Source organism: Dyella kyungheensis (assembly GCF_049913195.1).
GTDB lineage: Bacteria > Pseudomonadota > Gammaproteobacteria > Xanthomonadales > Rhodanobacteraceae > Dyella > Dyella kyungheensis.
Genome location: NZ_CP183983.1, coordinates 50,435 through 73,443, shown reverse-complemented (window position 1 = coordinate 73,443; position 23,009 = coordinate 50,435). Strand labels below are relative to the sequence as shown.

Here is a 23,009-nt window from a genome sequence, read left to right as displayed (position 1 = left end):
GGCGCAGCAGCTCCGGATTCTGTGAACTTCCCTTATTGATCACGTGGGCCGGTCTGTAAGAGACTCCGTGACCAGTCGCGTAAACGTTTACATCGTAGCCGCCCAAACACGGCCGGCCAACCCACTTCCCCGTTGCTCGAAGGAATCGTCATGACTAGCCCGTTGCCGCTCCGCCGCCTTGCCCTGCGCACCTGCGCAGCGGCTTGCCTCGCCCTCCTTGGCTCGGTGCATGCGGCGCCCGCCGGCAACGACTCGGTGCAACTGCAGGTGGACGCCGCTGCCAAGGGCACGCCGCTGCCGCACTTCTGGGAAAACATGTTTGGCTCCGGCCGCGCCGTGCTCGCGCTGCGCGACGATTACCGCAAGGATCTCGAAGCGGTAAAGGGCGCCACCGGTTTCACCTACATCCGCTTCCACGGCATCTTCGACCGCGACATGGGCGTGGCTTATCGCGATGCGCAGGGCAAGCTGCAATTCAATTTCAGCTATGTGGACCAGGTGTACGACGGCCTGCTCGCGCGTGGCGTCAAGCCGTTCGTGGAGCTGGGCTTCATGCCGCCGGAAATGAGCACCCAGCCGGACAGCCATCACGACTTCTGGTATCACCCCAACGTGATGCCGCCGAAGGACCCGGCCGAATGGGATGCGCTGGTGCGCGCCTTCCTGCAGCACGAGATCGAGCGCTACGGCGTCGAGGAAGTGCGCAGCTGGTACTTCGAAGTGTGGAACGAACCCAATCTCGCGTTCTGGGGCGGCAAGCCCGAGAAAGACACCTATTACGAGCTGTATGACCGCACCGCGCGTACGGTGAAATCGGTCGACAAGCAGTTCCGCATCGGTGGCCCCGCCACCGCGCAGGCCGCGTGGCTGCCGGACTTCCTCAAGCACGTGAAGCAGAGCGGCGCGCCGATCGATTTCGTCAGCACGCACGTGTACGGCGACGACACCGCGGACAACGTGTTCAAGACCAACGAGAACATCCCCCGCCGCGACATGGTCTGCCGCGCCGTGGACCGGTCACACAAGGAGATCGGCGCCTCGCCGTTCCCGAAGCTGCCGCTGATCTACAGCGAATACAACGCCTCGTACGCCAACCTGCCCAATGTCACCGACACGGTCTACATGGGCCCGTGGATGGCCAACACCATCCGCGAATGCGCGGGCAAGGTGGACATGATGAGCTACTGGTCGTTCTCCGATGTGTTCGACGAACAGGGCGTGGTGAAGACCCCGTTCTACGGCGGCTTTGGCCTGATCGCCGCCGATCGCATCGAGAAGCCGGCCTTCAACGCGTTCGCCATGCTGCACAAGCTGGGCGATACGCAGCTGCCGCTGAAGACCGAGAGCGCGCTGGCCACCCGCCGCGCCGACGGCACCGTGGTGCTGGCGCTGTGGAACTACACCAAGCCGCTGGGCGACACCGCCGATTACACGCCGGGCGTGCCGACGGGCGACGCCAAGCACTTCGATGTGGACCTGAAGCATCTGGGCAAGGCCACCCAGGCCACGGTGTGGCGCCTGGACCAGGATCACGGTAACGCCGTGGCCGCCTTCGACAAGATGGGCCGCCCCGCAACCCCGAGCCGCGAACAGATCACTCAGCTACGTGAGGCGGGCAAGCTCGCTGCTCCGGAACAGGTCGCACTGCAGAACGGCCGTCTGAGCATCGACATCCCGCCGCAGGGTCTGGTGGTGGTGGAACTGCACTGACCGCCAACGAGCGTGTGACGTCGCCATCCCCTCGTGGTGGCGTCGCACGCTGCTTTTCTTCGCTTCACCGGGCGCAGTGACCTCTGGCATTGGCGCCCCACCTTCCGCAGATCAAAGCTCACGCTGCTATCCACCATGGATTCCTCCCATGCGTTTCTGGCGCGGCGTCTTTCTCGTACTGCTTTCGATGCTGGCCGCCCAGGCGGCCCTGGCGCAGCGTGCGCCGGTGTATCAGTCCTTCGACTTGCGGGTGCCGTGGATGCCGGAACCGGTGGTCGTCGCGGGCAAGACGTCGCTGGTCTACGAACTGCATCTCACCAATGAGGCGCAGGAGGCGCTGACGATCCAGCGCATCGAGGTGATCGACGAGCAGCAGCACGTGCTTGCCGGCCTGTCCGGCGCCGCCCTCATCGCAGCCATCGGCAGGGCCGACCGCGCCAAGGGTGACGAGCGCCTGCGCATGGCGCCGGGGATGACGGCGGTGGCCTATCTCTCCGTGCCTCTCACTGATACCAGCAGCGTGCGTCTGCGCCATCGGGTGGTTTACGCCGGCCATGCGGATTCGGATCTGATCGCCGAAGGCGGCGTTGTCACGCCCTCCGGCCGCCCCCTGCTGCAACTCGGACCACCGCTGCGTGGCGGTCCCTGGGTCGCGATCTACGATGCGCGTTGGGAGCGCGGCCATCGCCGTGTGCTCTACACCACCGACGGCAGCGTCAAAGTGCCTGGCCGCTTTGCCATCGACTGGATTCTGCTCGGACCGCACGGCGGCTTCGCCAAGGACAAGGGCGAGTTGCCCAAACAGTGGTTCGGCTATGCCGCCGACGTGATGGCGGTCGCCGATGCCACGGTGGCATCGACGGGTGAAGGCATCGCCGAACCGGCAACGCTTGCGGAAGGTGCCGCCCACAAAGTGCCGCTGGAAAATGCCGCCGGCAACTACGTGGCTCTGGATCTGGGCGATGGACGCTATGCGTTCTACGAACATCTCAGGCCGGGCAGCATTCGCGTGAAAGCCGGCCAGCACGTGCATCGCGGTGAGGTGATTGGGCAACTGGGTTTCACCGGCGAATCCACCGGCCCGCATCTGCATTTCCATGTCAGCGATGCCAACGCGCCGCTGGCTGCGGAAGGGTTGCCGTATGCGCTGAAGTCGTTCCGCGTGCTTGGCGCCTATGCATCGATCGAGGACTTCGCCCAGGGCAAGCCGTGGACGCCCACAACACCAGCCACCAGCGGCGAGGGCTTTCCCGCACCGCTTTCCGTGGTGGACTTCGGCAACAGCCGTTGAAGGTTTGTCCTAGAGCCCCGCTGGGAGCGGCCAGGCCGTGGGCCATGGGTTAGACGTATCGTTGTTCCACACATCCATGTGAATACTCTTGCCGTCAGCCGTGACCTCGACGTGCCGGCTGGTTGCAAAATGCATCCACGCGGGACGTGCAGCCAAGCGTTGCTGCAAGGACACGCCGTGGTCGCGCGTCTCCCGCAACCAGATCATCAAGGCACCCATGCGAAGGCTAGCCGCGGCATCCTGTTGGCGTGCGAGGTACGGATCGAAGGCGGGCCCGGGAATACGGGACAGGATAGTGCCTGCGCTATTGGATATCAGGTCGAAGATGTCGAAGCCTGGCGCAGCAGTCGGCATCGCCACGCGTTCATCCGAAAGCAATCTCTGTAGCAGCGACGTGTTGCATAGGGCGCCGTAACGTGGTGCCAACATGCGTCGTGTCGCTTTTGTATTGAGGCTCAGGCCGTCGTACCAGTGTTCCTGCTTTCCGAAGATCTCGGGCGATCCCACCAGGGTAAATTCCGCGCGAATGCTCGGGCAAAGATCGACATCCGCGTCCGTCACCGGCACAAATGCAGCCGCACAGGATGCGGGCAGAGGTTCATCGGCCGGAGACGCCGCCAACAGCTGCACGAACAGCTGTACGGCGCCACGCAACCGCGCAGCGAAAATCAACGTGCTGACCAGCGTGTTGCTGTGCGCGTGCAGTCGACGCATGGTCGCCACCTGCGTGCAGGCGGCCTCCATGGCTTGTGCTGGATGTCCATCGAGGAAGGTTGCGGCGATCGCGGTTTGCCATAGTCCCCTGGACGCACTGAAGGCTGGGATCGATGCCATGGGATTCAACGGCATCTCGGTCCACACGTGATCGAAACCACTCAACGCTTCGTCGCGCACGAGCCGTTGCCGATGGCGCGCCAGCACCTCGTTCACAACATCGCGATGTGCTCGAACTTTGTCCAGGCAATCGGCTTCGCGCCAATTGCACAGTACGTCGCGATCCGCCTGGGACATTTTGGGGAGCGCGGGAAAATCGGCTTTCGGCGTGGGTATGGGATCGGCACTGTTGGCTCCCGGTTTGAAGTTCGACTCCCACGCCAGTACACGCTGGTGATCCTTCGCATACGCCGCATCGAGCTGATCGGCCGGCACGTCGAAATCCGCAAACCAAAGCCACGGGTAAGCATTACGTCCCTGCGGCGGTTTGCTATCCGCCTCCAACACGGCCAGTGCCTTGGCCTGCTCCTGCGTCGGCGGGCGCAGGCGCCCCCACGCAAACGCCGCCACCACGGCGGCGACCAATCCAACGACCGCCCACAGCACTCCCTTCAGCGCGCGATGCATGCATGTTCCCCTTTTGTCCCTGCACGCATTCTAGCCACAGAAAAACGAAGGGCGCCGAAGCGCCCGTCGTCTCTCTGTGTATCGCGGAAACTTGCGATCAGAGCGCGTAGTACATCTGGAACTCCAGCGGATGCGTGCTGGCGCGGTAGCGGGTCACTTCCTGCATCTTCAGCGCGATGTACGCATCGATGAAGTCGTCGGTGAACACACCGCCGGCCTTGAGGAAGTCGCGGTCCTGGTCGAGCGCATTGAGCGCTTCGTCCAGGCTGGAGCAGACCTGCGGGATGTTCTTCTCTTCTTCCGGCGGCAGGTCGTACAAATCCTTGTCGGCCGGTGCGCCCGGGTCGATCTTGTTGATGATGCCGTCGAGGCCGGCCATCATCAGCGCGGTGAACACCAGGTAGCCGGAGTTCATCGGATCGGGGAAGCGCACTTCGATGCGACGGCCCTTCGGGCTCGACACGTACGGAATGCGGCAGCTGGCCGAACGGTTGCGGGCCGAATAGGCCAGCATCACCGGCGCTTCGAAGCCCGGCACCAGGCGCTTGTAGCTGTTGGTGGTGGAGTTGGCGAACGCGTTGATGGCCTTGGCGTGCTTGAAGATGCCGCCGATGTACCACAGCGCCGTCTGCGACAGGCCGCCGTACAGGTCGCCCGCGAACATGTTGTTGCCGTCCTTCGCCAGCGACTGGTGCACGTGCATGCCGCTGCCGTTGTCGCCGACGATCGGCTTGGGCATGAAGGTGACGGTCTTGCCGTTCTGGTGGGCGACGTTCTTGATGACGTACTTCATGGTCATCAGTTCGTCGGCCTTCTTCACCAGCGTGTTGAACTTCACGCCGATCTCGCACTGGCCGGCATTCGCCACTTCGTGGTGATGCACTTCAACGACCTGGCCGAGCGACTCGAGCACCTTGCACATGTCGGCGCGCAGGTCGCCCAGCGAGTCGACCGGGCTGACCGGGAAGTAGCCGCCCTTCACGCCCGGACGGTGACCGGTGTTGTTGTCGTCGTACTTGTAGCGCGAGCTCCAGGCGGCTTCTTCGGAACCGATTTCGTAGAACACGCGGCCCATGTCGTTCTGCCAGCGCACGGAATCGAAGATGAAGAATTCCGGCTCCGGACCGAAGAACGCCGTGTCGGCGATGCCGGTGGACTTGAGGAATGCCTCACCGCGCTTGGCGATGGAACGCGGGTCGCGGCCGTAGGCCTGCATGGTCGACGGCTCGAGCACGTCGCAGTGCAGGATCATCTGGGTGTGCTGGCTGAACGGATCGAGGTAGGCGGTGTCCGGATCGGGCATCAGCACCATGTCCGACTCGTTGATGCCCTTCCAGCCGGCGATCGACGAGCCGTCGAACATCTTGCCGTCCTCGAACGTGCCCTCGTCGATGGCATGGGCCGGGAACGTCACGTGGTGGTGCTTGCCGAGCATGTCGGCGAAGCGGAAGTCGACGAATTCGACTTCGTGTTCCTGGATCAGATCGAGCACTTTCTGGACGGGGGACGACATGGACAACCTCGACGGGCGAAAAGGTGAGTAATCGACAGGCGTCTGAGCAAGCCGCGTGCCAAGGGGAATGATCTTTTTATATCAATGGCTTAATTACTGCAAATCGATGGTGACGCCACTTGATTGCACAATGATGAAACATCTATAAGCACCATTCTGGTGCAAGTCTGACCGCCGTGGGCTGCCCGCTTTTGTAGGATTTGCCGTGCATCGGAATCAGCCACACCGGATACAACGCGCCCCAAAAACGCCACGGCAGTCCCTTAAGCTATGCCGCTTTGCTTCGGTATGGAACCGGGGCCGACCTCACCGCCGGAGTCTCCGTGAGCGACATCATCAACGTCATCCTGCTTGGCATCATCGAAGGCATCACCGAGTTTCTCCCGATTTCCAGCACGGGCCACCTGCTGATCGCTGAGAAGTTCGGCCTGGGTCAGCGCTCGGACCTGTTCAACGTGGGCATCCAGGCGGGCGCGATCCTGGCGGTGACCTTCATCTACTGGGGTCGCATCTGGCAGTTGTTCACGCAGTGGCGTGACCCGGCCAACCGCGACTATCTCGCCAAACTGTTCGTCGCCTTCATGATCACGGCGGTGCTCGGCTTCATCGCGGTGAAGCTCGGCTTCAAGCTGCCCGAAGCGGTGACGCCGGTGGCGTGGGCGTTGGTGATCGGCGGCATCTGGATGCTTGCGGCCGAGCGCCTCGCCGCCCGCCAGCCCGATCGCACGCAGGTAACGTGGCGCGTCGCGATCCTGGTCGGCATCGCGCAGATGATCGCAGGCATCTTCCCGGGCACCTCGCGTTCGGCCGCCACCATTTTTACGGCGATGCTCTTTGGTACCAGCAACCGCGCCGCGGCGACGGAGTTCGCGTTCCTCGTCGGCATCCCCACCATGTATGCCGCGACTGGCTACGAGCTGCTGAAAGTGCTCAAGGATGGCGGCGCGCACCACGAGGACTGGACGGCCTTCGGCATCGGCTTCGTGGTGTCGGCCATCGTCGCCTTCGTGGCGGTGAAGTGGCTGCTTGGCTATATCCGCAGCCATCGTTTCACGCCGTTCGCGATCTACCGCATCGTGCTGGGCATCGCCCTGCTGTTGTTGATCCCCGCGGGTGCCTGAGCAAACCGTGCGAGGATGATGTCGGCACACTGACCTCCTCATCGCATGAGCGCCACGCGTTACCGACTGCTGGATCTTTCCATCGACGTCACGCGCCAGCGCGTGGCGCGCGATGGCGCGACGCTCGATGTCCATGGGCTCTCGTTCCAACTCCTTGCATGTCTGCTACGGCACGGCGTGGATGTGGTGGATTTCGATACGCTGATTGCCGAAGTCTGGGCGCCCGCCGTGGTGAACGAGGAAACCGTCACGCAGCGGGTGAAATTGCTGCGCCAGGCGCTGGGCGACGACGGCCGCGCACCGCGTTACATCCGTTCCGTGCGCGGGCGCGGCTACCAGTTGTGCGACATGCCGGTGGCCGAAGAAACCGCAGCGCCCACCGCGACCCGCATGCCGCGTCGATGGATTGCACTCGCCATCGGCTTGTTCCTGCTCGCGATGGCTGGCATCGCCTGGTGGCTCATGCCCCAACGCTTCCACAAGCCTTCCGCCACGCAGGAGCTGGTGCAGCGGGCGAGCTATTACGCCGGCATCGGCCAGCGCGACAACAACGAACGCGCCATCGCGCTGTATCAGCAAGCGCTCGCCTCGACGCCCCAGAATGCTGATGCGCGGATCGGCTTGAGTCGTGCGTACAGTGCGCGCGTCTGTCTCTACAATTTTCCCTATCAGTGGGCGCAGCAGGCGCAGAAGCTGGCCAACGACGCCGTTGCTGGCGAGCCCTCCCGCGCTTCCGCCTGGTCGGCACTCGGCTATGCACAGGACTGCCTGGGCGATATCGATGCCGCCATCGGAGCCTACGAAAAAGCCCTGGCGCTCGACGCGGGCGACAACGCCACGCGTGCTTCCGCCGCCTATCTCTATCAGGAACGCGGGCGAATCGACGAGGCGCTGCACGCCAACCTGGACATGCGCGGCGATGCTTCGCACGTGCGCTTCCGCGAGGTGCAGATCGCCCGCGAAATGGCTCTGCTGGGTTTCGACGACGAAGCCGAAAGACGTCTCGCGCGCAGCTTCCAGCTTTATCCCGACAACGTGTTCTCCAATATCGCCTGGCCGCGTCATTTGTTTCTGCACGGCCGCCTGGTGGAAGCGCAACAGGCGCTGGATGAAGCGCTGACGCGCAACACACCGCACGTGGAGCTGTACGTGCTGCAGGGCGAACTCGCGCTGCTGCGCAACGATCGCGACGCCGCGCTTGCCGCCTTCGTGCATGCCCGGCAACTTCGCCCGCAGATGGGCCTGCCGGGTACGCTGGAAGGGCTTTATGGCAAGGAAGCACCCAGCGTCGACTGGCTCGCCGCTCGCGTCGCCGCGGTGCGTGACGAAGCGACACGCCATACGCTGTATCCCGGCGAATGGCTCGAACTGGCGATGCTGCTGCAAGCGCAGGCCCAACGCGATGCCGCCCTCGAAGCCGTGCAGACCGCCGTGAAGCAGGGCTACAGCGACGCGGCGTATCTGCAGGGGTCGCCGTTGCTCAAGCCACTGTCGTCCGATCCGCGCTACGCAGCGGCGATCGGAGCGATCAACCGCCGCGTGGCCGAACAGCGCCAGCGCGTGCTGGCAGCGACGTGGTGTCCGCCCGAGTTGAAAGGCGCGTCGCGCTAGGGCAAGGCCTTCAACACGTAATCGCGAAAGATCTGTTGCGATTGCTGGTGCGCATTGCGTTGGTTGTAGGCGGTGCTGGTGATCACGGCGACCAGTTGCTGCGATGGCATCACCAACACATAGTTGCCGCCGTTGCCGGACATGGCCCACGCCACCTGATCGCTGCCGTGCACGGGAAAGCGGAAGCACCACCACAGGTAACCGTAGTCGGCATCCTCGCGCGCCTGCGCGTGGGGGGTGAGCATCTGCTTGATCCAGGCGGCAGAGATCACCTGGCGCCCGTGCCAGCGTCCGTCGTCGAGCGCCAGTTCGCCGAGCTTGGCCAGGTCGCGGCTGCGATAGCGCGTGCCGCCTCCACCCATGCCAATGCCCAGCGGCGACTGGTTCCATTGCACCGCAGTGATGCCCAAGGGCTTTTCCAGTACCTCAGCGGCGAACGCGGCGAGGCCTCGATGCGTGGCGCGCTCCACCATCGCACCCGCCGTAAATGCACCGGCCGTGCAGTAGGAAAACGCGCGGCCGTACGGACTGTCTTTGGGTCTGGGCATCCACGGCGCGAAGCCTTTGATCGGCAGGTCGAGCGCAAACTGTAGCCAGTCCTCGGTGACGTACATGCGCTCCTCGTTGCCGCTCGAGAACTCGTTGTCGTCATTGCACTCCCACAACGAACTCATGGTGAGCAGGTCTTCGAGCGTGATGGCCAGCTTGCGCGGGTCAGGCTGCTGCACGGGCCGCTTGTCGGGAAAAAAGTCGTACACGCGCGCCTGCACGTTGGCGATCAGGCCGCGATCGATGGCGGCACCGACCAGCAGGGCCGTCACACTCTTGCTGGCGGAACGCACGTCGTTGAGCCGCGAGGCGTCGCTGCCGTTGAAGTAACCCTCGTAGACCAGCTTGCCATGCTGGGCGACGACGACGCTGGTGATGCCTTTGACGCTGCCGTCGTTGAGCTTCGCCTCCATCGCAGCGAGGGTTGCCATGTCCCAACGGGCAGCGCGGGCATCGGCAACCGCCCAGCCATCGTCGTGGGGAGCGGGCGGCTGATAGTCGGCGCAAGCAAGCGAAGGAGCGGCCAGCATCAGCGCCAGCAACCATCGGTGAGAACGTTTGGACATGGGTGAGCTCCGTGGGAAGACGGAGCTCAGCCCAACAGGTCACCGAATGAAGCGCCTGAAATGCGTATGAAGAATTCTGAAAGCGCACAGGCGTGCACTTCCCATCGTTGCGCGGTCAGGCGCTGAGCCGCTCCGGCACCGCCGCCATCACCGGCTTCTTGTGCTTGCCCGGCTCGCTGGTCTGCTCGAACACTTCGCGCACCCACTCGATGAAGGCCTGCACGCGGGCGGACAGGTGCTTCTTCTGTGGATAGACGATCCACACCGGCTTGCCGGTGGAGGTAGTGTCGGTCATCACCAGCTCGAGCTTGCCGAAGTCGAGCATGCAGGCGGCGATCACATGCGGCGCCTGGGTGATGCCCAGCCCCGCGACCACGGCCTGGATCACCGACTCGGCGTCGTTGATCAGCAGGTGTGCATCGATATCCACGGCGACCTGGCCGCTCGGCGTCTCGAACTGCCACTGCCGCGGACGGCCGTTGGGCAGGATGTAATTGATGCAGCGGTGATCCTTCAGATCTTCGATGCTCTGGGGTGCCCCATGCTTCACCAGGTAGTCCGGCGAGGCGATCATCACATTGCGCAGGTAGCCGATCTTGCGGGCGATCAGGCTGGAATCTTCCAGCGGCCCGACCCGGACGGCGCAATCGATGCCTTCCTCATTGAGGTCGTAGGGGTAATCGCACATCGACAGCTCCAGACGAATGTCCGGGTAGCGCTGCTCGAATTCCGCCAGCCTGGGGATGATCACGGTACGCCCGACGGCGGCCGGCACGCCGATCCGCAGCTTGCCTGTCGGCTTGCGCTGGGCATAGCCCAGGGCCTCGGTGGCCTCGGTCAGGTCGGCAAGGATCTCCTTGCAACGTGCATGGAACGAGGCTCCATCGTCGGTCAAACGGAGTGAACGTGTGGACCGGAACAAGAGCCGGGCACCCAGCTGTTCTTCCAGTCGGGAGACGGCGCGGCTGACGCCGGAGGGGGTCATGCCCAGTTGGGCGGCGGCCGCGGCAAAGCTCTTGGCTTCGACCACGCGGACAAACGCTGAGATTGCGGCAAAGTCTTCCATAGGCTGGATTTTCACCCCATTCGTGACTCACAGTCACTATTGCGTTGCATCAAAAGGCATTTATTGAACCAGATAGTACACCTAATCTTCCGCTCCTGATCGTCGGGGTACCCCCACATCGACGAGTTCATTCCGGGAGCGCAACATGAAAAACCGATGGATCCTCGCCATTCTTGCCCTCGCCGTGGTGGGCGGCAGTTGGGCCCTGCTGGGCCATAGCGCCGACACCCACGCCCAGGCCGGGCCGCCGCCGGCGCCCGCGGTCACCGTCGCCCAGGTGCTGGTGCGCCCGGTGGACGATGCCGACGAATTCACCGGCCGCCTGCAGGCCGTGGACACCATCCAGCTGCGCCCTCGCGTGAGTGGATATGTGGACTCGGTGCACTTCAAGGAAGGGGCGATCGTGCGAAAAGGCGATCTTTTGTTCCGCATCGACCCGCGCCCCTACCAGGCTGAGGCGGACCGCCTGAACGCCAATCTCGGCCAGGCCAAGGCGGAACAGGTGCTGGCCCAGTCCAATGCCGAGCGCGCCCAGCGCCTGCTCGATCAGCACGCGATTTCCAAGGAAGAGGCGGATCGTCAGCAGACCACGGCACAAAGCGCCAAGGCCCAGGTGGCCTCCACCACCGCTGCACTCGATGCCGCCAAGCTCAACCTGAGCTTCACCGAAGTACGCGCTCCGATCGACGGCCGCGTAAGCAATGCGTTGGTGACGCCGGGCAACCTGGTGACCAGCAACGATGTGCTGACCAGCATGGTGAGCGTCACTCCGATCTATGCGTACTTCGACGTCGACGAGCACAGCTACCTGAAGTTCGACCGGCAGCGTCGCGAACATGGCGCTTCGCCGCAGATCTCGATGGCACTGGCTGACGAAAAAGGGTTTCCGCACAGCGGCCGCGTCGATTTCGTCGACAACCAGCTTCGCGCCGGCAGCGGCACGATCCGCCTGCGCGCCGTCTTCGACAACGCCGACGCCAGCTACACGCCGGGCCTCTACGTCCGCATCCAGCTTCGCAGCGACAGCCGCCAGCCGCGTGCACTGGTCGACGACCGCGCCGTCGGTGCCGACCTGGGCAACAAATACGTGTACGTGGTCGACAAGGATCGCAAGGTCGAATACCGCCGCGTGGTCACCGGTCCGCTACTGGACGGCCTGCGCGTGGTTACCGAAGGTCTGGACGCCAAGGACACCGTGATCGTCGCCGGCATCCAGCATGTCCGTCCGGGTGTGGAAGTGAATCCGACCAAGGTGGCGATGGAGACGCGCAGTCTGGATCCGAGCAAGCAGATTGCGATGGCGGGTGGCGCTAGCGGAAACAAGGCCGCGCAGAAGCCTTAGTTCGTCATTCCGGCGAAGGCCGGAATCCAGTAGCGATAGCGCACAAAGGTGTCGGCACGTACGAGTACTGACGCTACTGGATGACCAGCTTCGCTGTTGAGAAGCGCCTCCGGCGTACGCCGGGATGACGAATAGGAAAGCAATCGGCAAGAAATGAAATGAACGCCCTCGCTCTTTGGAGTCGAGGGCCAGGGACGCTTTGTCTCCGCATCACGCAAGCAAAGCGCCGGAAGTCCCCGCCTCGCGCGGGCATTGGTGCCAGCGAGCAACCAGGACGAATGCAATGAAAATCGCACAATTCTTCGTGGACAGGCCGATTCTGGCCGGCGTCCTCTCCGTGCTGATCCTCATCGCGGGCAGCATTTCGCTGTTCAAGCTGCCGATCAGCGAATACCCCGAAGTCGTACCGCCTACCGTGGTGGTGCGTGCTTCCTATCCCGGCGCCAACCCCAAGGTGATCGCCGAAACCGTCGCCACGCCGCTGGAAGAACAGATCAACGGCGTGGAAGGCATGCTGTACACCAGCTCGCAGTCCACCAGCGACGGCGCGATGACGCTCACCGTCACGTTCGCGTTGGGTACGGATCTGGACAACGCCCAGGTGCAGGTGCAGAACCGCGTCGCGCAAGCGCAGCCGCGCCTGCCCGAGGAAGTGCAGCGTCTTGGCGTGACCACGCAGAAGAGCTCGCCCGACCTCACCATGGTGGTGCATCTGATCTCGCCCGATCAGCGCTACGACATGCTGTATCTGTCGAACTATGCGCGCCTGCACATCAAGGATCAGCTGGCCCGCCTCGATGGCGTCGGCGACGTGCAGATCTTCGGCGCCGGCGAATACTCCATGCGTGTGTGGCTCGACCCGCAGCGACTGGCCTCGCGCCAGCTCACCACGGGCGACGTGGTGCATGCGATCCAGGAGCAGAACATCACCGTCGCTGCCGGTGCGCTGAATGCGCCGCCAGGCCCGACCAACTCCGCCTTCCAGCTCAACATCAACACGCAGGGCCGACTGATCACCGAGGAAGACTTCCTCAACATCATCGTGCGCAAGGATGCCGATGGCTCGTTCACGCATCTGCGCGACGTGGCCCGCGTGGAACTGGGCTCGAACAACTACGCGCTGCGCAGCCTGCTCAACAACCAGCCGGCGGTGGCGTTGCCGATCTTCCAGCGTCCGGGTTCCAACGCGATCCAGATCTCCGATGAAGTCCGCGGCCTGATGGCGGATCTGAAGAAGGATTTCCCGCAGGGCGTGGATTACAAGATCGTCTACGACCCGACCGTGTTCGTGCGCGGTTCGATCGAAGCGGTGGTGCATACGCTGTTCGAAGCCATCGCGCTGGTCGTGCTGGTGGTGATCCTGTTCCTGCAGACGTGGCGCGCCTCGATCATCCCGCTGGTCGCCGTGCCGGTGTCCTTGATCGGTACGTTCGCCGTGATGCTGATGGCGGGCTTTTCGCTCAACGCGCTGTCGTTGTTCGGACTGGTGCTGGCGATCGGCATCGTGGTCGACGACGCCATCGTGGTGGTGGAGAACGTCGAGCGACATATCGAGCACGGACTCTCTCCCAAGGAGGCCACACGCAAGGCGATGAACGAAGTGACCGGACCCATCGTGGCTACGGCGCTGGTGCTGTGCGCGGTGTTCGTGCCGGCAGCGTTCATCAGCGGCCTGACCGGTCAGTTCTATCGCCAGTTCGCGCTGACCATCGCCATCTCCACCGTGATCTCTGCGTTCAACTCGCTCACCCTCAGCCCGGCACTGGCTGCGCTGCTGCTCAAGGATCGCGATGCGCCGAAGGACAAGTTGAGCCTGCTGATCGATCGCGCCTTCGGCTGGGTGTTCCGTCCGTTCAACCGCTTGTTCATCAGCAGTGCGAACCGTTACGTCGGTGGCGTGAAGCGCATCCTGCGTTCGGGTTCGATCGCCCTGATCATCTATGGCGGTCTGGTGTTGCTGGGCCTGTTTGGCTTCGCCCATGTGCCGACCGGCTTCGTGCCTCCGCAGGACAAGCAGTACCTGGTGTCGTTCGCGCAGTTGCCGGATGCCGCGTCGCTCGATCGTTCGGAAGACGTGATCCGCCGCATGAGCGACATTGCGCTCAAGCAGCCAGGCGTGGAAAGCGCGGTGGCGTTCCCGGGTCTGTCGATCAACGGTTTCACCAACAGCACCAACTCCGGCATCGTGTTCGTGACGCTCAAGCCGTTCGAGGAACGCCGCGATGCGTCGCTGTCGGCCGGTGCGATCACCGCGGCCCTGCAGCAGAAGTACGCCGGTATCCAGGACGCGTATATCGCGATCTTCCCGCCGCCGCCGGTGAACGGCCTTGGCACCATCGGTGGCTTCCGCTTGCAGGTGGAAGACCGTTCGGACGCGGGCTTCGAGGAGCTGTACAAGCAGACGCAGAACCTGGTCCAGGCAAGCACCCAGGTGCCCACGCTGGCGGGCCTGTTCTCCAGCTACCAGGTGAGCGTGCCGCAGATCGATGCGGACGTGGACCGCGAGAAAGCCAAGGCCGAAGGCGTGGATCTGGCCGATGTCTACCAGACCATGCAGGCGTACCTCGGTTCGCTCTACGTCAACGACTTCAACCGTTTCGGTCGCACCTACCAGGTGAATGTCTCCGCCGAGCCGGGCTTCCGTCACGAGCCACAGGACATCCTGGGCCTGAAGACGCGCAGCTCGACCGGCGAGATGATTCCGCTGGGTTCCTTCCTCACGGTGAACCAGACCGTGGGTCCGGATCGCGTGCAGCACTACAACGGTTATCCGACTGCCGAGATCAACGGCGGACCGGCACCGGGCTTCAGCAGCGGTCAGGCGCAGGCGGCAATTGAAAAGCTGGCCAAGGACAACCTGCCCAACGGCATGACGTTCGAATGGACCGAGCTGACCTACCAGCAGATCCTCGCCGGCAATACCGCGGTACTGGTGTTCCCGTTGTGCGTGCTGCTGGTGTTCCTGGTGCTGGCCTCGCTGTACGAAAGCCTGCTGCTGCCGCTGGCAGTGATCCTGATCGTGCCGATGGTGCTGTTGTCTGCCATCTCGGGCGTGTGGATGACCGGTGGCGACAACAACATCTTCACCCAGATCGGTTTGATCGTACTGGTGGGCCTGGCGTGCAAGAACGCAATCCTGATCGTGGAGTTTGCCCGCGAAGCGCAGATCCTCGAAGGCATGGACCGCACCCAGGCGGTGTTGGAAGCGGCTCGCCTGCGACTGCGCCCGATCCTGATGACCTCGTTCGCTTTCATCATGGGCGTGGTGCCGCTGGTGACCTCGCACGGTGCGGGTGCGGAGATGCGTCATGCGATGGGTGTGGCGGTGTTCGCCGGCATGCTGGGCGTGACCTTCTTCGGCCTGATCTTTACGCCGCTGTTCTACGTGCTGGTCCGCGGCTGGGGTGAACGCATGAGCGAACGCCGCCGCGCCCGCAAGGCTGCCCGCCTTGCGCAGGACAGCAACCTTATCGAGGAGCATTGATATGCCGTTCTTCAAGAACCTCAAAACCGCACTTCTCCCTCTCCCCGCCGGGGAGAGGGCCGGGGTGAGGGGCCGCTCCAGCGACACCCTCGGTTCGGGCGTTGGCCACATGGATTTCGCCCTGGCCGACGACTGCGCCTGCGAGCCCGTGTCCCGCCGCAACACCGCCAAGAAAGTCACCGCCATTGCCGCCGCCATCATGCTGTCCGGCTGCGTCAGTGTCGGTCCCGACTACCACGCGCCGCAGGAGAAGCCGGTGGCGCTGCAAGGCGTCAATGCGCAGGAGTCCACGCAGACGTTCCAGGCGCAATGGTGGAAGCAGTTCAACGATCCCACGCTGGAAGCATTGATCCAGCGCGCGGCGGCGAACAGCCCCGACCTGAAGATCGCCTATGCACGCCTGCGTGAATCCCGCGCCCTGCTCGGCGTGGCGAAGTCGCAGCAGATCCCCGATGTGGAAACCGGCGTGAACTACTCGCGTGCCCGCGAGCAGCAGCCCGGCTTCACCGACCAGCGCACCACCATCACCAGCTACCAGGCCGGATTCGATGCCAGCTGGGAGATCGATCTGTTCGGCGGCGTGCGTCGCTCGGTGGAAGCCGCGCGTGCCGATGCCGGCGCCAGCGAAGCGTCGTTGCAGGATGCGCAGGTCACGTTGTTCGCGGAAGTCGCGCGTTACTACTTCGACCTGCGTGGCGTGCAGCTGCGCATCGATGTGGCCAATCGCGACATCGAGAACCAGCGCGAGTCGCTGCGTCTGATCCACGCACGTTCGGATATCGGCACCGGTTCGGAGCAGGACGTCGCAAGCGCTACCGCCCGGCTGAACTTCGTCGAAGCACAGCTGCCCACGCTGCAGACGATGGCCCAGAACGACACCTCGCGCCTGGCCGTGCTGCTGGGCGAGCGTCCGGGTGAACTGGACATCGATGTCTCGCCGAAGGGCTTCAAACCGATCGATGTGGCGCTGGATATCGGCAACGCGGGCGACGTGCTGCAACGCCGCCCGGACATCCGTATCGCCGAGCGCGAATTGGCCGCCGCCAATGCGCGCATCGGCGTGGCCAAGGCGGATTACTACCCGCATATCCAGCTCGGTGGATTCCTCGGCTTCCTCGCCGGTCGCAGCAACGACTTCGGCGGCGCGCAGTCGCGTGCGTGGTCGATCGCACCGAGCATCACCTGGTCGGGCCTCAACGTGCAGCGCGTGCGTTCCAACGTGAAGGCCAGCGAGGCGCGTTCCGATGCCGCCCTGGCGAGCTACCAGCGCACCGTGCTGCAGGCGGTGGAAGACGTGGACAACGCCATCGTCGGCTACAACCTGCAACGCGAGCGCGTGCTCAAGCTGCAGGATCAGGTGACCAACAGCCGTCACGCCGCCGATCTTGCGCGCATCCGTTACAACGAAGGCGCCGCCGACTTTCTGCTGTTGCTCGATGCCGAGCGCACGCAGCTGGAAGCCGAGGATGCGCTGGCCGATGCGCAGGCTGCGATCAACCTGCGTGCCGTGTCGGTGTACAAGGCGCTGGGCGGTGGCTGGCAGGCTTGCGCCACCGAGCGTTGCGACCAGTTGGCCGCGACGCCATGAACGCGGTGGCGTTTCCGGGGAGGCCTTCACGACGTCGCGCGGCGGCGGCCGACCCGGAGCCGTCACAGCGCATTGCCCTGGTCAGCGGCGGCAATCGCGGGCTGGGTTTCGAAATCTCGCGCCAGCTCGCCGCCGAAGGCGTGACCGTGCTGCTGGGCGCGCGCCGCCCACTGGCCGGCGAGAAGGCCGCGCGGCAATTGCGCCGCGAAGGCGGCAACGTCATCGCGGTGCCCTTGGATGTCACCTCGACGCAATGTGTCGGAGAACTCGCGGCACGCATCGACGGCGAATACGGTCGGCTGGATATCCTGATCAACAACGCCGGCGCGTACTTCGATGTCGACAACCAGGCATCGTCGGTCGATCTTGGCCTGGTGCGGCAGGCGCTGGAAACCAACCTGCTCGGTGCCTGGCAGCTCACCGAGGCGATGCTTCCGCTGATGCAACGGCATGGCTACGGCCGCATCGTGAACGTCTCCAGCGGCTGTGGCGCCATCGACAGCGACGGTTCCAGCTGTCCTGCCTATCGCGTGTCCAAGGCCGCGCTCAACAGCCACACGCGCATGCTGGCGGCGGAACTGGCGGGCAGCGGCATCCTCGTCAACGCGGTGTGCCCCGGCTGGGTCGCCACCGACATGGGCGGCCACGGCGGACGCCCGGTGGCCGAAGGCGCGGCCGGCATTGTCTGGGCCGCCATGCTGCCGTCGCGCCCCGCGCTCAACGGCAGCTTCTTCCGCGACCGGCAACGCATCGACTGGTAGCGCCTGCAACCGGCCGTACGTGGCAGCTTGCCGCTCGTGGCAGCGCTGCTACCGGTAGTCACAAAAGTGGCGACGGCACATGACTTCCGCCCTACGTTTGCACGGTGTCCCCAATCGTGCGGATGTCGGAGTGAGCAGCATGTGGCAGCAGATGATGGGCGTGGCCTTGATCGCGATATCGGCGCTGGTGGCATCGCCGGCGATCGATCGGCCGGCGCTCGTACCCACGGTATTCATTCCCGGCGGCGACATCGCTGCCGCCGACGATGCCTCGCCCGCCTTCACCCCCGATGGCAACACGGTGTATTTCATGCGCGGCACCGAGGGCGGCGCCGTGGTGATGGCATCGCATCGTGTCGACGGCCACTGGTCGTCGCCCGTAGTGGCGCCGTTCTCGGGTCGCTGGCGCGATGGCGATCCGGCGATGGCACCCGACGGTTCCTTCCTGGTGTTCGCCTCCAACCGCCCCGTCGAGAAGAACGGTGCGGCTCTCGACGCCGTGCGCAAAGGCCAGCGGCTGGTTGGCCAGGGCATGAATCTATGGCGCGTCGAGCGCCAGGGCGATGGCTGGAGCGAGCCGATGCGTCTGCCCGATGCCGTCAACACCTGCACCAGCACCTTCGCGCCGAGCATCGCCGCGGACCGCAGCGTCTACTACATCGGCTGTGCGCCCGACGGCGTATTGCGCCCGTTGCGCACGGTCTATCAGAACGGTCAGTACCAGGCGCCTTACGTGGTGGCGGTGGGCGACAAGGATGCCCAGATTCGCGATGTCGCCATCGCGCCCGATCGCTCGTTCATGGTCTTCAGCATCAAGCACGATCCCAAGCAGCCCTATCGCCTGGCGATTGCCTTCCATACGGCCGACAACTGGAGCACGCCGCAGGACCTGGGCGACACGGTGAACGGCGGCACGGCCAATATGGGTTCCCAGCTGGGCTGCGACCATCGCACGCTGTATTTCACCAGCGACCGGGCCTTGCCTGCGCCGCTGGCGGCGGCCGCCAACGCGAACAGCAACCGCATGTGGAAAGTGTCATTGGCACCCTGGCTCGCCCGCCTGGGCGACCGGCTGGTGACTGCGGCAGCGGCCTGTTCCGCCGGTTGATGCTGGCTTGGGCAAGGCTGCGCCATTGATGCCTTCAGGCACTGTCGCCGCCGCCGGCGGACACCCAGACTATGCAAGTTCATGGCGGCAACGCATGCCTGCGAGGTTCCGGTGTCCGACCTTATGACCGCGCCACGTTGGAAGATCTGGGGGCTGGTTTTCGCCTTCTGGACGCTGCTGGCGCTCTCCTATACGGCCAGCTCGGTGATCTCGATGATCAGCGAGGGCGAGGTCTACACCTGGATTCGCCCGCTGACCTGGAACCTCACCAACGCCTATCTGTGGATGTTGCTCACGCCACTGGTGGCGTGGCTCGGTACGCAAGGCGGCGGTGGCGGCTGGAGCCGCTTCTGGGCTGTGCACGCGCCCAGCAGCATCCTGCTTGCCGCGCTCGAAGTGATGGTGGTGCTGTGCATCTACTGGACGCTGGTCGGACCGCCCGCCTCCCGGCCCGACATCAACTTCGGCGCGTTCGCGCGCATGCAGTTCGCCTATAACTTCCATCTCAGCTGGATCACCTACGGCGTGATGCTGGTGGTGCTGCGCGCGATCGATTCGCAGCGACGCCTGCGCGACGAGCGCCTGCGCAATTCGCAGCTGGAAACGCAGCTGGTGCAGTCGCAGCTGCAGACCTTGCGCGTGCAACTGCAACCGCATTTCCTGTTCAACACGCTCAACGCGATTTCCGCGCTGGCCTTGGCCGATCCGGTGCAGGCGCGCCAGATGATTGCGCGGCTCAGCGACTTCCTGCGCCTCACGCTGGAAGAACGACACGCACAACAAGTGCCGTTGTCGCGCGAAGTGGAATTTCTCACCTGCTATCTCGGCATCCAGCAGGTTCGCTTCCAGGACCGCCTCACCACGCACCTGGACGTATCCCCCGACACCATGCGCGCCCTGGTGCCGAACATGATCCTGCAACCGCTGGTGGAGAATGCGCTGCGCCACGGCCTGCTGGACAAGACCGAACGCGGCACGCTGCGCGTGGTGACGCGCCGCGATGGCGACGATCTGCTGCTGCGCGTGGACGACGACGGCATCGGCCTGCCCGCCGATGGCGCCAAGGACGGTCTGGGCCTGGGCAACACGCGCACGCGCCTGGACATGCTGTTCGGCGCCAACGCTTCACTGGAGCTGCATCGCAAGGAAGAAGGCGGCACGCGGGTGGAACTTCGCTTTCCATTCCGGGAGCGCGCCGCATGAACGCGCCACCGATCCGTACCTTGCTGGTCGACGACGAAGTGCTGGCGCGGCTGGCGATCCGCCAGGCGTTGGCCTCGCACAGCGACGTGGCGATCGTCGGCGAATGCGGCAATGCGAGCGAAGCGCGGCTGGCCATCGAGGCACTGGAGCCGGATCTGATGTTCCTGGACATCCGCATGCCCGGCATCGATGGCTTCAAGCTGCTGCACGGGCTCAAGCGCGATACCTCGCCCATGGTGGTGTTCGCCACCGCGTTCGGCCAGCACGCGTTGCGCGCATTCGACGCCAATGCGATCGACTACGTGCTCAAGCCGATCGACCAGGAACGCTTCGACCAAGCCATGGCGCGCGTCAGGCGCCACTGGCAAGGCCTGCACGCCGCGCCCGTCGCCTCTCCTGCAGGCAGCGCGCCGGCAAGTCCGCCCTCGCCTTACCTGCAACGCCTGAGCGTGCAACAGGGGGAACACATCCGGGTGATTGCCGCCAGCGACATCGACTGGATCCGGGCGGATGGCAACTACGTGCACATCCACGCGGGCAGCGCGACCTATCTGCATCGCGAATCGCTGCGTCATCTGCTGGCGGCGCTCGATCCCGGCGGTTTCCTGCGCATCCATCGCGGCATCGTGGTGAACGTCGAACGCATCCGCGAAGTGCATCCGCTGTTCCAGGGCAGCGCCGAAGTAGTGCTTCACGATGGCACGCGGTTGAACCTCAGCCGCCGCTTCCGCATGCATGCTCGCCGCGCGCTGGGCATGGCCTGACCGTCGGCGCTGCAGCGACGACCGCTCGTCACCGCGCGGGCACCGCCGATCACAAACCGGCTGCGCGGTGGCCATCGATGCTCCAGGTTAGGGCGGACTTACCGTCCCTCTTGCTGAAGGAGCCTCGTGCATGTCGTCGAAGTCGTTCGTGCTGGCCGCGTCCGTGGTGCTTGCGTTGTTCTCTGCCCGCGTCAACGCTGGCGAACTGGTAGGCCCAGGCGTCATCTCCACCGCCTTGCAGGAAACCTCCGCGGCTGTGACGCCGGACGGCAACACGCTGTACTTCATGCGTTCGGATTTCGCCGAGAAAGACGACATCATCCTGGTCTCGCACAGGCAGGGCGATCGCTGGAGCCTGCCGCAGGTCGTCTCGTTCTCCGGCCAGTGGCACGATTCCGAGCCCACCCTCTCGCCGGATGGAAAGCGGCTGTACTTCGTCTCCAACCGTCCGTTGCGCGATGGCGATGTGCCTGTGATGGCAGAGATGGGCGGACAGACCTTCGCCGGCACCAACCTGTGGTACGTCGAGCAGCAGCGCGACGGCCACTGGGGCAAGCCGGTGCACGTCGACGGTGCGCTCAATGATGGCGCGATGATCTACAACCCGTCGGTAGCGTCCAACGGCGACATCTATTTCTCCGCGCATCGCGACGATTCGGGCAAGGCGTACCAGATCTATGTGGCGCACCACACGGCCAAAGGTTATGCCAAACCGGAGCGGGTGGCGCTGGGCGACCTCGATCACAACCGCATGGATCCCTGCGTCGATCCGGACCAGCGCTTCCTGATCTATGCCGGCAACGAAGGCGATTCGCTCGGCAGTGCCGATCTCTACATCGCGTTCCGCGGGGCCGACGGCCAATGGAGCAAGCCGATCCACTTGCCCGGCGACATCAACAGCAGCGCGCTGGAGAATGCGCCGTCGCTGGGTCGCCGCTTTGGCGAGCTTTACGTGTCCAGCGGCCGTGAGAACGCAGTGCAGTTTCCCAAGCCGCAGGATGACATCGCCTCACTGCAGCACCGGCTGGAAGAACCGCTCAATGGCTCGCGCAACCTCTGGCTGTTCGATATCGGCGATGTGCTGAAGGCACACGGCATCGATCATTGAGTCGATGCCGCTCCCAGCCACGCGCCAACGGCACGACGCACGCCCGCAAGCGATGAGGCGTCCGCCGCCCACTGGTGGGACATGTCGGGCAGTTGCCGAAGCTGCAAGCGCAAGGCCTGCTTGCGGTAGAGCGGTCGCAGGCCTTCGTACAGCTCGGATGCGGCATGCGAGTCGATCACCGAATCGTTGCTGCCCTGCAGGAACAACAGTGCCGGATGGTGCCTGGCGATATCGGCGGTGTGCGCGATGGCATCCGTCCGCCGCGCCAGTTCGCGCGAAGCAGGCGACCACGCATACGTCTGCTTGGTCGCCTGCTCGTAGGCTTGCACCGAGGCGCTCAAGCCGGTGGATGCATTGATCAGCACGGCCGCATCGATCTTCACCTTGTCTTGCGACAACGCGTAAAGCGCCGCCGCACCGCCCGCCGAGAATCCCACCAGCTCGATGGCGCCGTCCCGTTGCATGCAGGCGTTCGTGCGCAGCGCTTCCACCACGGCCGGCAGCTCATCGGCCGCGCCCGCCACGACCGGCTTGAACAGCTCCAGTCCCACGTCTTCGCTCTGGCGCCGCGCCAGTTCCTTGTTGCCGCCCGCCGGCGCACGGGCGCCGAACAGCGGCAGGCCGAGGTACACCTTCACCGCGTCGACGTCGTCGAGCGGCAGCGCTTCCATCATCGCGCCCTCGCTGGCCGGTGGACCGAAGCCGTGCCAAAGGATGATCGGCGGCTTTCCGATATGCGCCGGTATGCGCAGGATGGCTGGCACGCCGGCCAGCGTCGTTCGCGTGATGGTGGGATCGTCGCGCGTGCCGACTGCACAAAGCGGCGACGTGTCAGCCGCACATGCAGCGGTACAACCACTCGCAAGCAGCAGCGCCATGGCGC

17 protein-coding genes are annotated in these 23,009 nt (G+C 64.5%); 12 read left to right on the top strand and 5 right to left on the bottom strand.

What is annotated here, in order from left to right:
- Positions 1-150: 150 nt before the first annotated feature.
- Positions 151-1,710, top strand: a complete 1,560-nt coding sequence (locus ACN9MB_RS00325; RefSeq protein WP_426270375.1) for a GH39 family glycosyl hydrolase — start codon at positions 151-153, stop codon at positions 1,708-1,710.
- Positions 1,711-1,858: 148 nt separating this feature from the next.
- Positions 1,859-3,001, top strand: coding sequence for a M23 family metallopeptidase (locus ACN9MB_RS00320; RefSeq protein WP_426270374.1), 1,143 nt, complete (start codon positions 1,859-1,861; stop codon positions 2,999-3,001).
- A gap of 9 nt (positions 3,002-3,010) precedes the next feature.
- Here the strand turns inward: ACN9MB_RS00320 and ACN9MB_RS00315 are convergent, their stop codons facing one another.
- Positions 3,011-4,342: a hypothetical protein gene (locus tag ACN9MB_RS00315; RefSeq protein WP_426270373.1), complete on the bottom strand. Its 1,332-nt coding sequence runs from the start codon at positions 4,340-4,342 to the stop codon at positions 3,011-3,013.
- A 97-nt stretch (positions 4,343-4,439) separates the two neighbouring features.
- Complete coding sequence (glnA, locus tag ACN9MB_RS00310) at positions 4,440-5,855, bottom strand: type I glutamate--ammonia ligase (protein WP_426270372.1); 1,416 nt, start codon at positions 5,853-5,855, stop codon at positions 4,440-4,442.
- Positions 5,856-6,178: 323 nt separating this feature from the next.
- Between glnA and ACN9MB_RS00305 the strand changes: the two genes are divergently transcribed.
- Both ACN9MB_RS00305 and ACN9MB_RS00300 read left to right on the top strand, forming a co-directional pair.
- Positions 6,179-6,976, top strand: a complete 798-nt coding sequence (locus ACN9MB_RS00305) for an undecaprenyl-diphosphate phosphatase (RefSeq protein WP_204634873.1) — start codon at positions 6,179-6,181, stop codon at positions 6,974-6,976.
- Positions 6,977-7,021: 45 nt separating this feature from the next.
- On the top strand, positions 7,022-8,587 hold the full coding sequence (locus ACN9MB_RS00300) for a winged helix-turn-helix domain-containing protein (protein ID WP_426270371.1): 1,566 nt from the start codon (positions 7,022-7,024) through the stop codon (positions 8,585-8,587).
- On the opposite strand, the gene ACN9MB_RS00295 is transcribed toward ACN9MB_RS00300, so the two are convergent.
- Both ACN9MB_RS00295 and ACN9MB_RS00290 read right to left on the bottom strand, forming a co-directional pair.
- A complete protein-coding gene (locus tag ACN9MB_RS00295; protein WP_426270370.1) occupies positions 8,584-9,702 on the bottom strand; it encodes a serine hydrolase domain-containing protein in 1,119 nt (372 codons plus the stop codon). The genes ACN9MB_RS00300 and ACN9MB_RS00295 overlap by 4 nt on opposite strands.
- A gap of 115 nt (positions 9,703-9,817) precedes the next feature.
- On the bottom strand, positions 9,818-10,768 hold the full coding sequence (locus ACN9MB_RS00290; protein ID WP_204634934.1) for a LysR family transcriptional regulator: 951 nt from the start codon (positions 10,766-10,768) through the stop codon (positions 9,818-9,820).
- Positions 10,769-10,913: 145 nt separating this feature from the next.
- On the opposite strand from ACN9MB_RS00290, the gene ACN9MB_RS00285 reads away from it, so the two are divergent.
- From ACN9MB_RS00285 to ACN9MB_RS00250, 8 genes are all read left to right on the top strand, one after another.
- On the top strand, positions 10,914-12,110 hold the full coding sequence (locus ACN9MB_RS00285; protein WP_204634871.1) for an efflux RND transporter periplasmic adaptor subunit: 1,197 nt from the start codon (positions 10,914-10,916) through the stop codon (positions 12,108-12,110).
- Between the two features lie 283 nt (positions 12,111-12,393).
- On the top strand, positions 12,394-15,594 hold the full coding sequence (locus ACN9MB_RS00280) for an efflux RND transporter permease subunit (protein WP_426270369.1): 3,201 nt from the start codon (positions 12,394-12,396) through the stop codon (positions 15,592-15,594).
- A gap of 199 nt (positions 15,595-15,793) precedes the next feature.
- Positions 15,794-17,182: an efflux transporter outer membrane subunit gene (locus tag ACN9MB_RS00275; protein ID WP_426271964.1), complete on the top strand. Its 1,389-nt coding sequence runs from the start codon at positions 15,794-15,796 to the stop codon at positions 17,180-17,182.
- Positions 17,179-17,943, top strand: a complete 765-nt coding sequence (locus tag ACN9MB_RS00270) for an SDR family oxidoreductase (RefSeq protein ID WP_204634869.1) — start codon at positions 17,179-17,181, stop codon at positions 17,941-17,943. Before ACN9MB_RS00275 ends, ACN9MB_RS00270 begins: the two co-directional genes overlap by 4 nt.
- 130 nt (positions 17,944-18,073) lie before the next feature.
- A complete protein-coding gene (locus tag ACN9MB_RS00265) occupies positions 18,074-19,051 on the top strand; it encodes a TolB family protein (protein ID WP_204634868.1) in 978 nt (325 codons plus the stop codon).
- 123 nt (positions 19,052-19,174) lie between these two features.
- The gene (locus ACN9MB_RS00260; RefSeq protein ID WP_426270368.1) at positions 19,175-20,254 is read left to right on the top strand and encodes a sensor histidine kinase; all 1,080 of its coding nucleotides are present in this window, start codon (positions 19,175-19,177) and stop codon (positions 20,252-20,254) included.
- Complete coding sequence (locus ACN9MB_RS00255) at positions 20,251-21,018, top strand: LytR/AlgR family response regulator transcription factor (RefSeq protein ID WP_426270367.1); 768 nt, start codon at positions 20,251-20,253, stop codon at positions 21,016-21,018. Before ACN9MB_RS00260 ends, ACN9MB_RS00255 begins: the two co-directional genes overlap by 4 nt.
- A gap of 130 nt (positions 21,019-21,148) precedes the next feature.
- A complete protein-coding gene (locus tag ACN9MB_RS00250) occupies positions 21,149-22,126 on the top strand; it encodes a TolB family protein (RefSeq protein WP_426270366.1) in 978 nt (325 codons plus the stop codon).
- Here ACN9MB_RS00250 and ACN9MB_RS00245 read toward each other — a convergent pair.
- Positions 22,120-23,004, bottom strand: a complete 885-nt coding sequence (locus ACN9MB_RS00245; RefSeq protein ID WP_426270365.1) for an alpha/beta hydrolase family protein — start codon at positions 23,002-23,004, stop codon at positions 22,120-22,122. The two genes, ACN9MB_RS00250 and ACN9MB_RS00245, sit on opposite strands and share 7 nt — an antisense overlap.
- Between the last annotated feature and the right edge of the window lie 5 nt (positions 23,005-23,009).

Excerpts from the sequence above, each read along its gene's own strand:
- glnA (WP_426270372.1), bottom strand. The coding sequence starts at position 5,855 with ATGTCGTCCCCCGTCCAGAAAGTGCTCGATCTGATCCAGGAACACGAA.
- ACN9MB_RS00300 (WP_426270371.1), top strand. The coding sequence starts at position 7,022 with ATGAGCGCCACGCGTTACCGACTGCTGGATCTTTCCATCGACGTCACG.
- ACN9MB_RS00315 (WP_426270373.1), bottom strand. The coding sequence starts at position 4,342 with ATGCATCGCGCGCTGAAGGGAGTGCTGTGGGCGGTCGTTGGATTGGTC.
- ACN9MB_RS00245 (WP_426270365.1), bottom strand. The coding sequence starts at position 23,004 with ATGGCGCTGCTGCTTGCGAGTGGTTGTACCGCTGCATGTGCGGCTGAC.
- ACN9MB_RS00255 (WP_426270367.1), top strand. The coding sequence starts at position 20,251 with ATGAACGCGCCACCGATCCGTACCTTGCTGGTCGACGACGAAGTGCTG.
- ACN9MB_RS00325 (WP_426270375.1), top strand. The coding sequence starts at position 151 with ATGACTAGCCCGTTGCCGCTCCGCCGCCTTGCCCTGCGCACCTGCGCA.
- ACN9MB_RS00295 (WP_426270370.1), bottom strand. The coding sequence starts at position 9,702 with ATGTCCAAACGTTCTCACCGATGGTTGCTGGCGCTGATGCTGGCCGCT.
- ACN9MB_RS00290 (WP_204634934.1), bottom strand. The coding sequence starts at position 10,768 with ATGGAAGACTTTGCCGCAATCTCAGCGTTTGTCCGCGTGGTCGAAGCC.
- ACN9MB_RS00260 (WP_426270368.1), top strand. The coding sequence starts at position 19,175 with ATGACCGCGCCACGTTGGAAGATCTGGGGGCTGGTTTTCGCCTTCTGG.
- ACN9MB_RS00280 (WP_426270369.1), top strand. The coding sequence starts at position 12,394 with ATGAAAATCGCACAATTCTTCGTGGACAGGCCGATTCTGGCCGGCGTC.
- ACN9MB_RS00320 (WP_426270374.1), top strand. The coding sequence starts at position 1,859 with ATGCGTTTCTGGCGCGGCGTCTTTCTCGTACTGCTTTCGATGCTGGCC.
- ACN9MB_RS00285 (WP_204634871.1), top strand. The coding sequence starts at position 10,914 with ATGAAAAACCGATGGATCCTCGCCATTCTTGCCCTCGCCGTGGTGGGC.
- ACN9MB_RS00275 (WP_426271964.1), top strand. The coding sequence starts at position 15,794 with ATGCTGTCCGGCTGCGTCAGTGTCGGTCCCGACTACCACGCGCCGCAG.
- ACN9MB_RS00270 (WP_204634869.1), top strand. The coding sequence starts at position 17,179 with ATGAACGCGGTGGCGTTTCCGGGGAGGCCTTCACGACGTCGCGCGGCG.
- ACN9MB_RS00250 (WP_426270366.1), top strand. The coding sequence starts at position 21,149 with ATGTCGTCGAAGTCGTTCGTGCTGGCCGCGTCCGTGGTGCTTGCGTTG.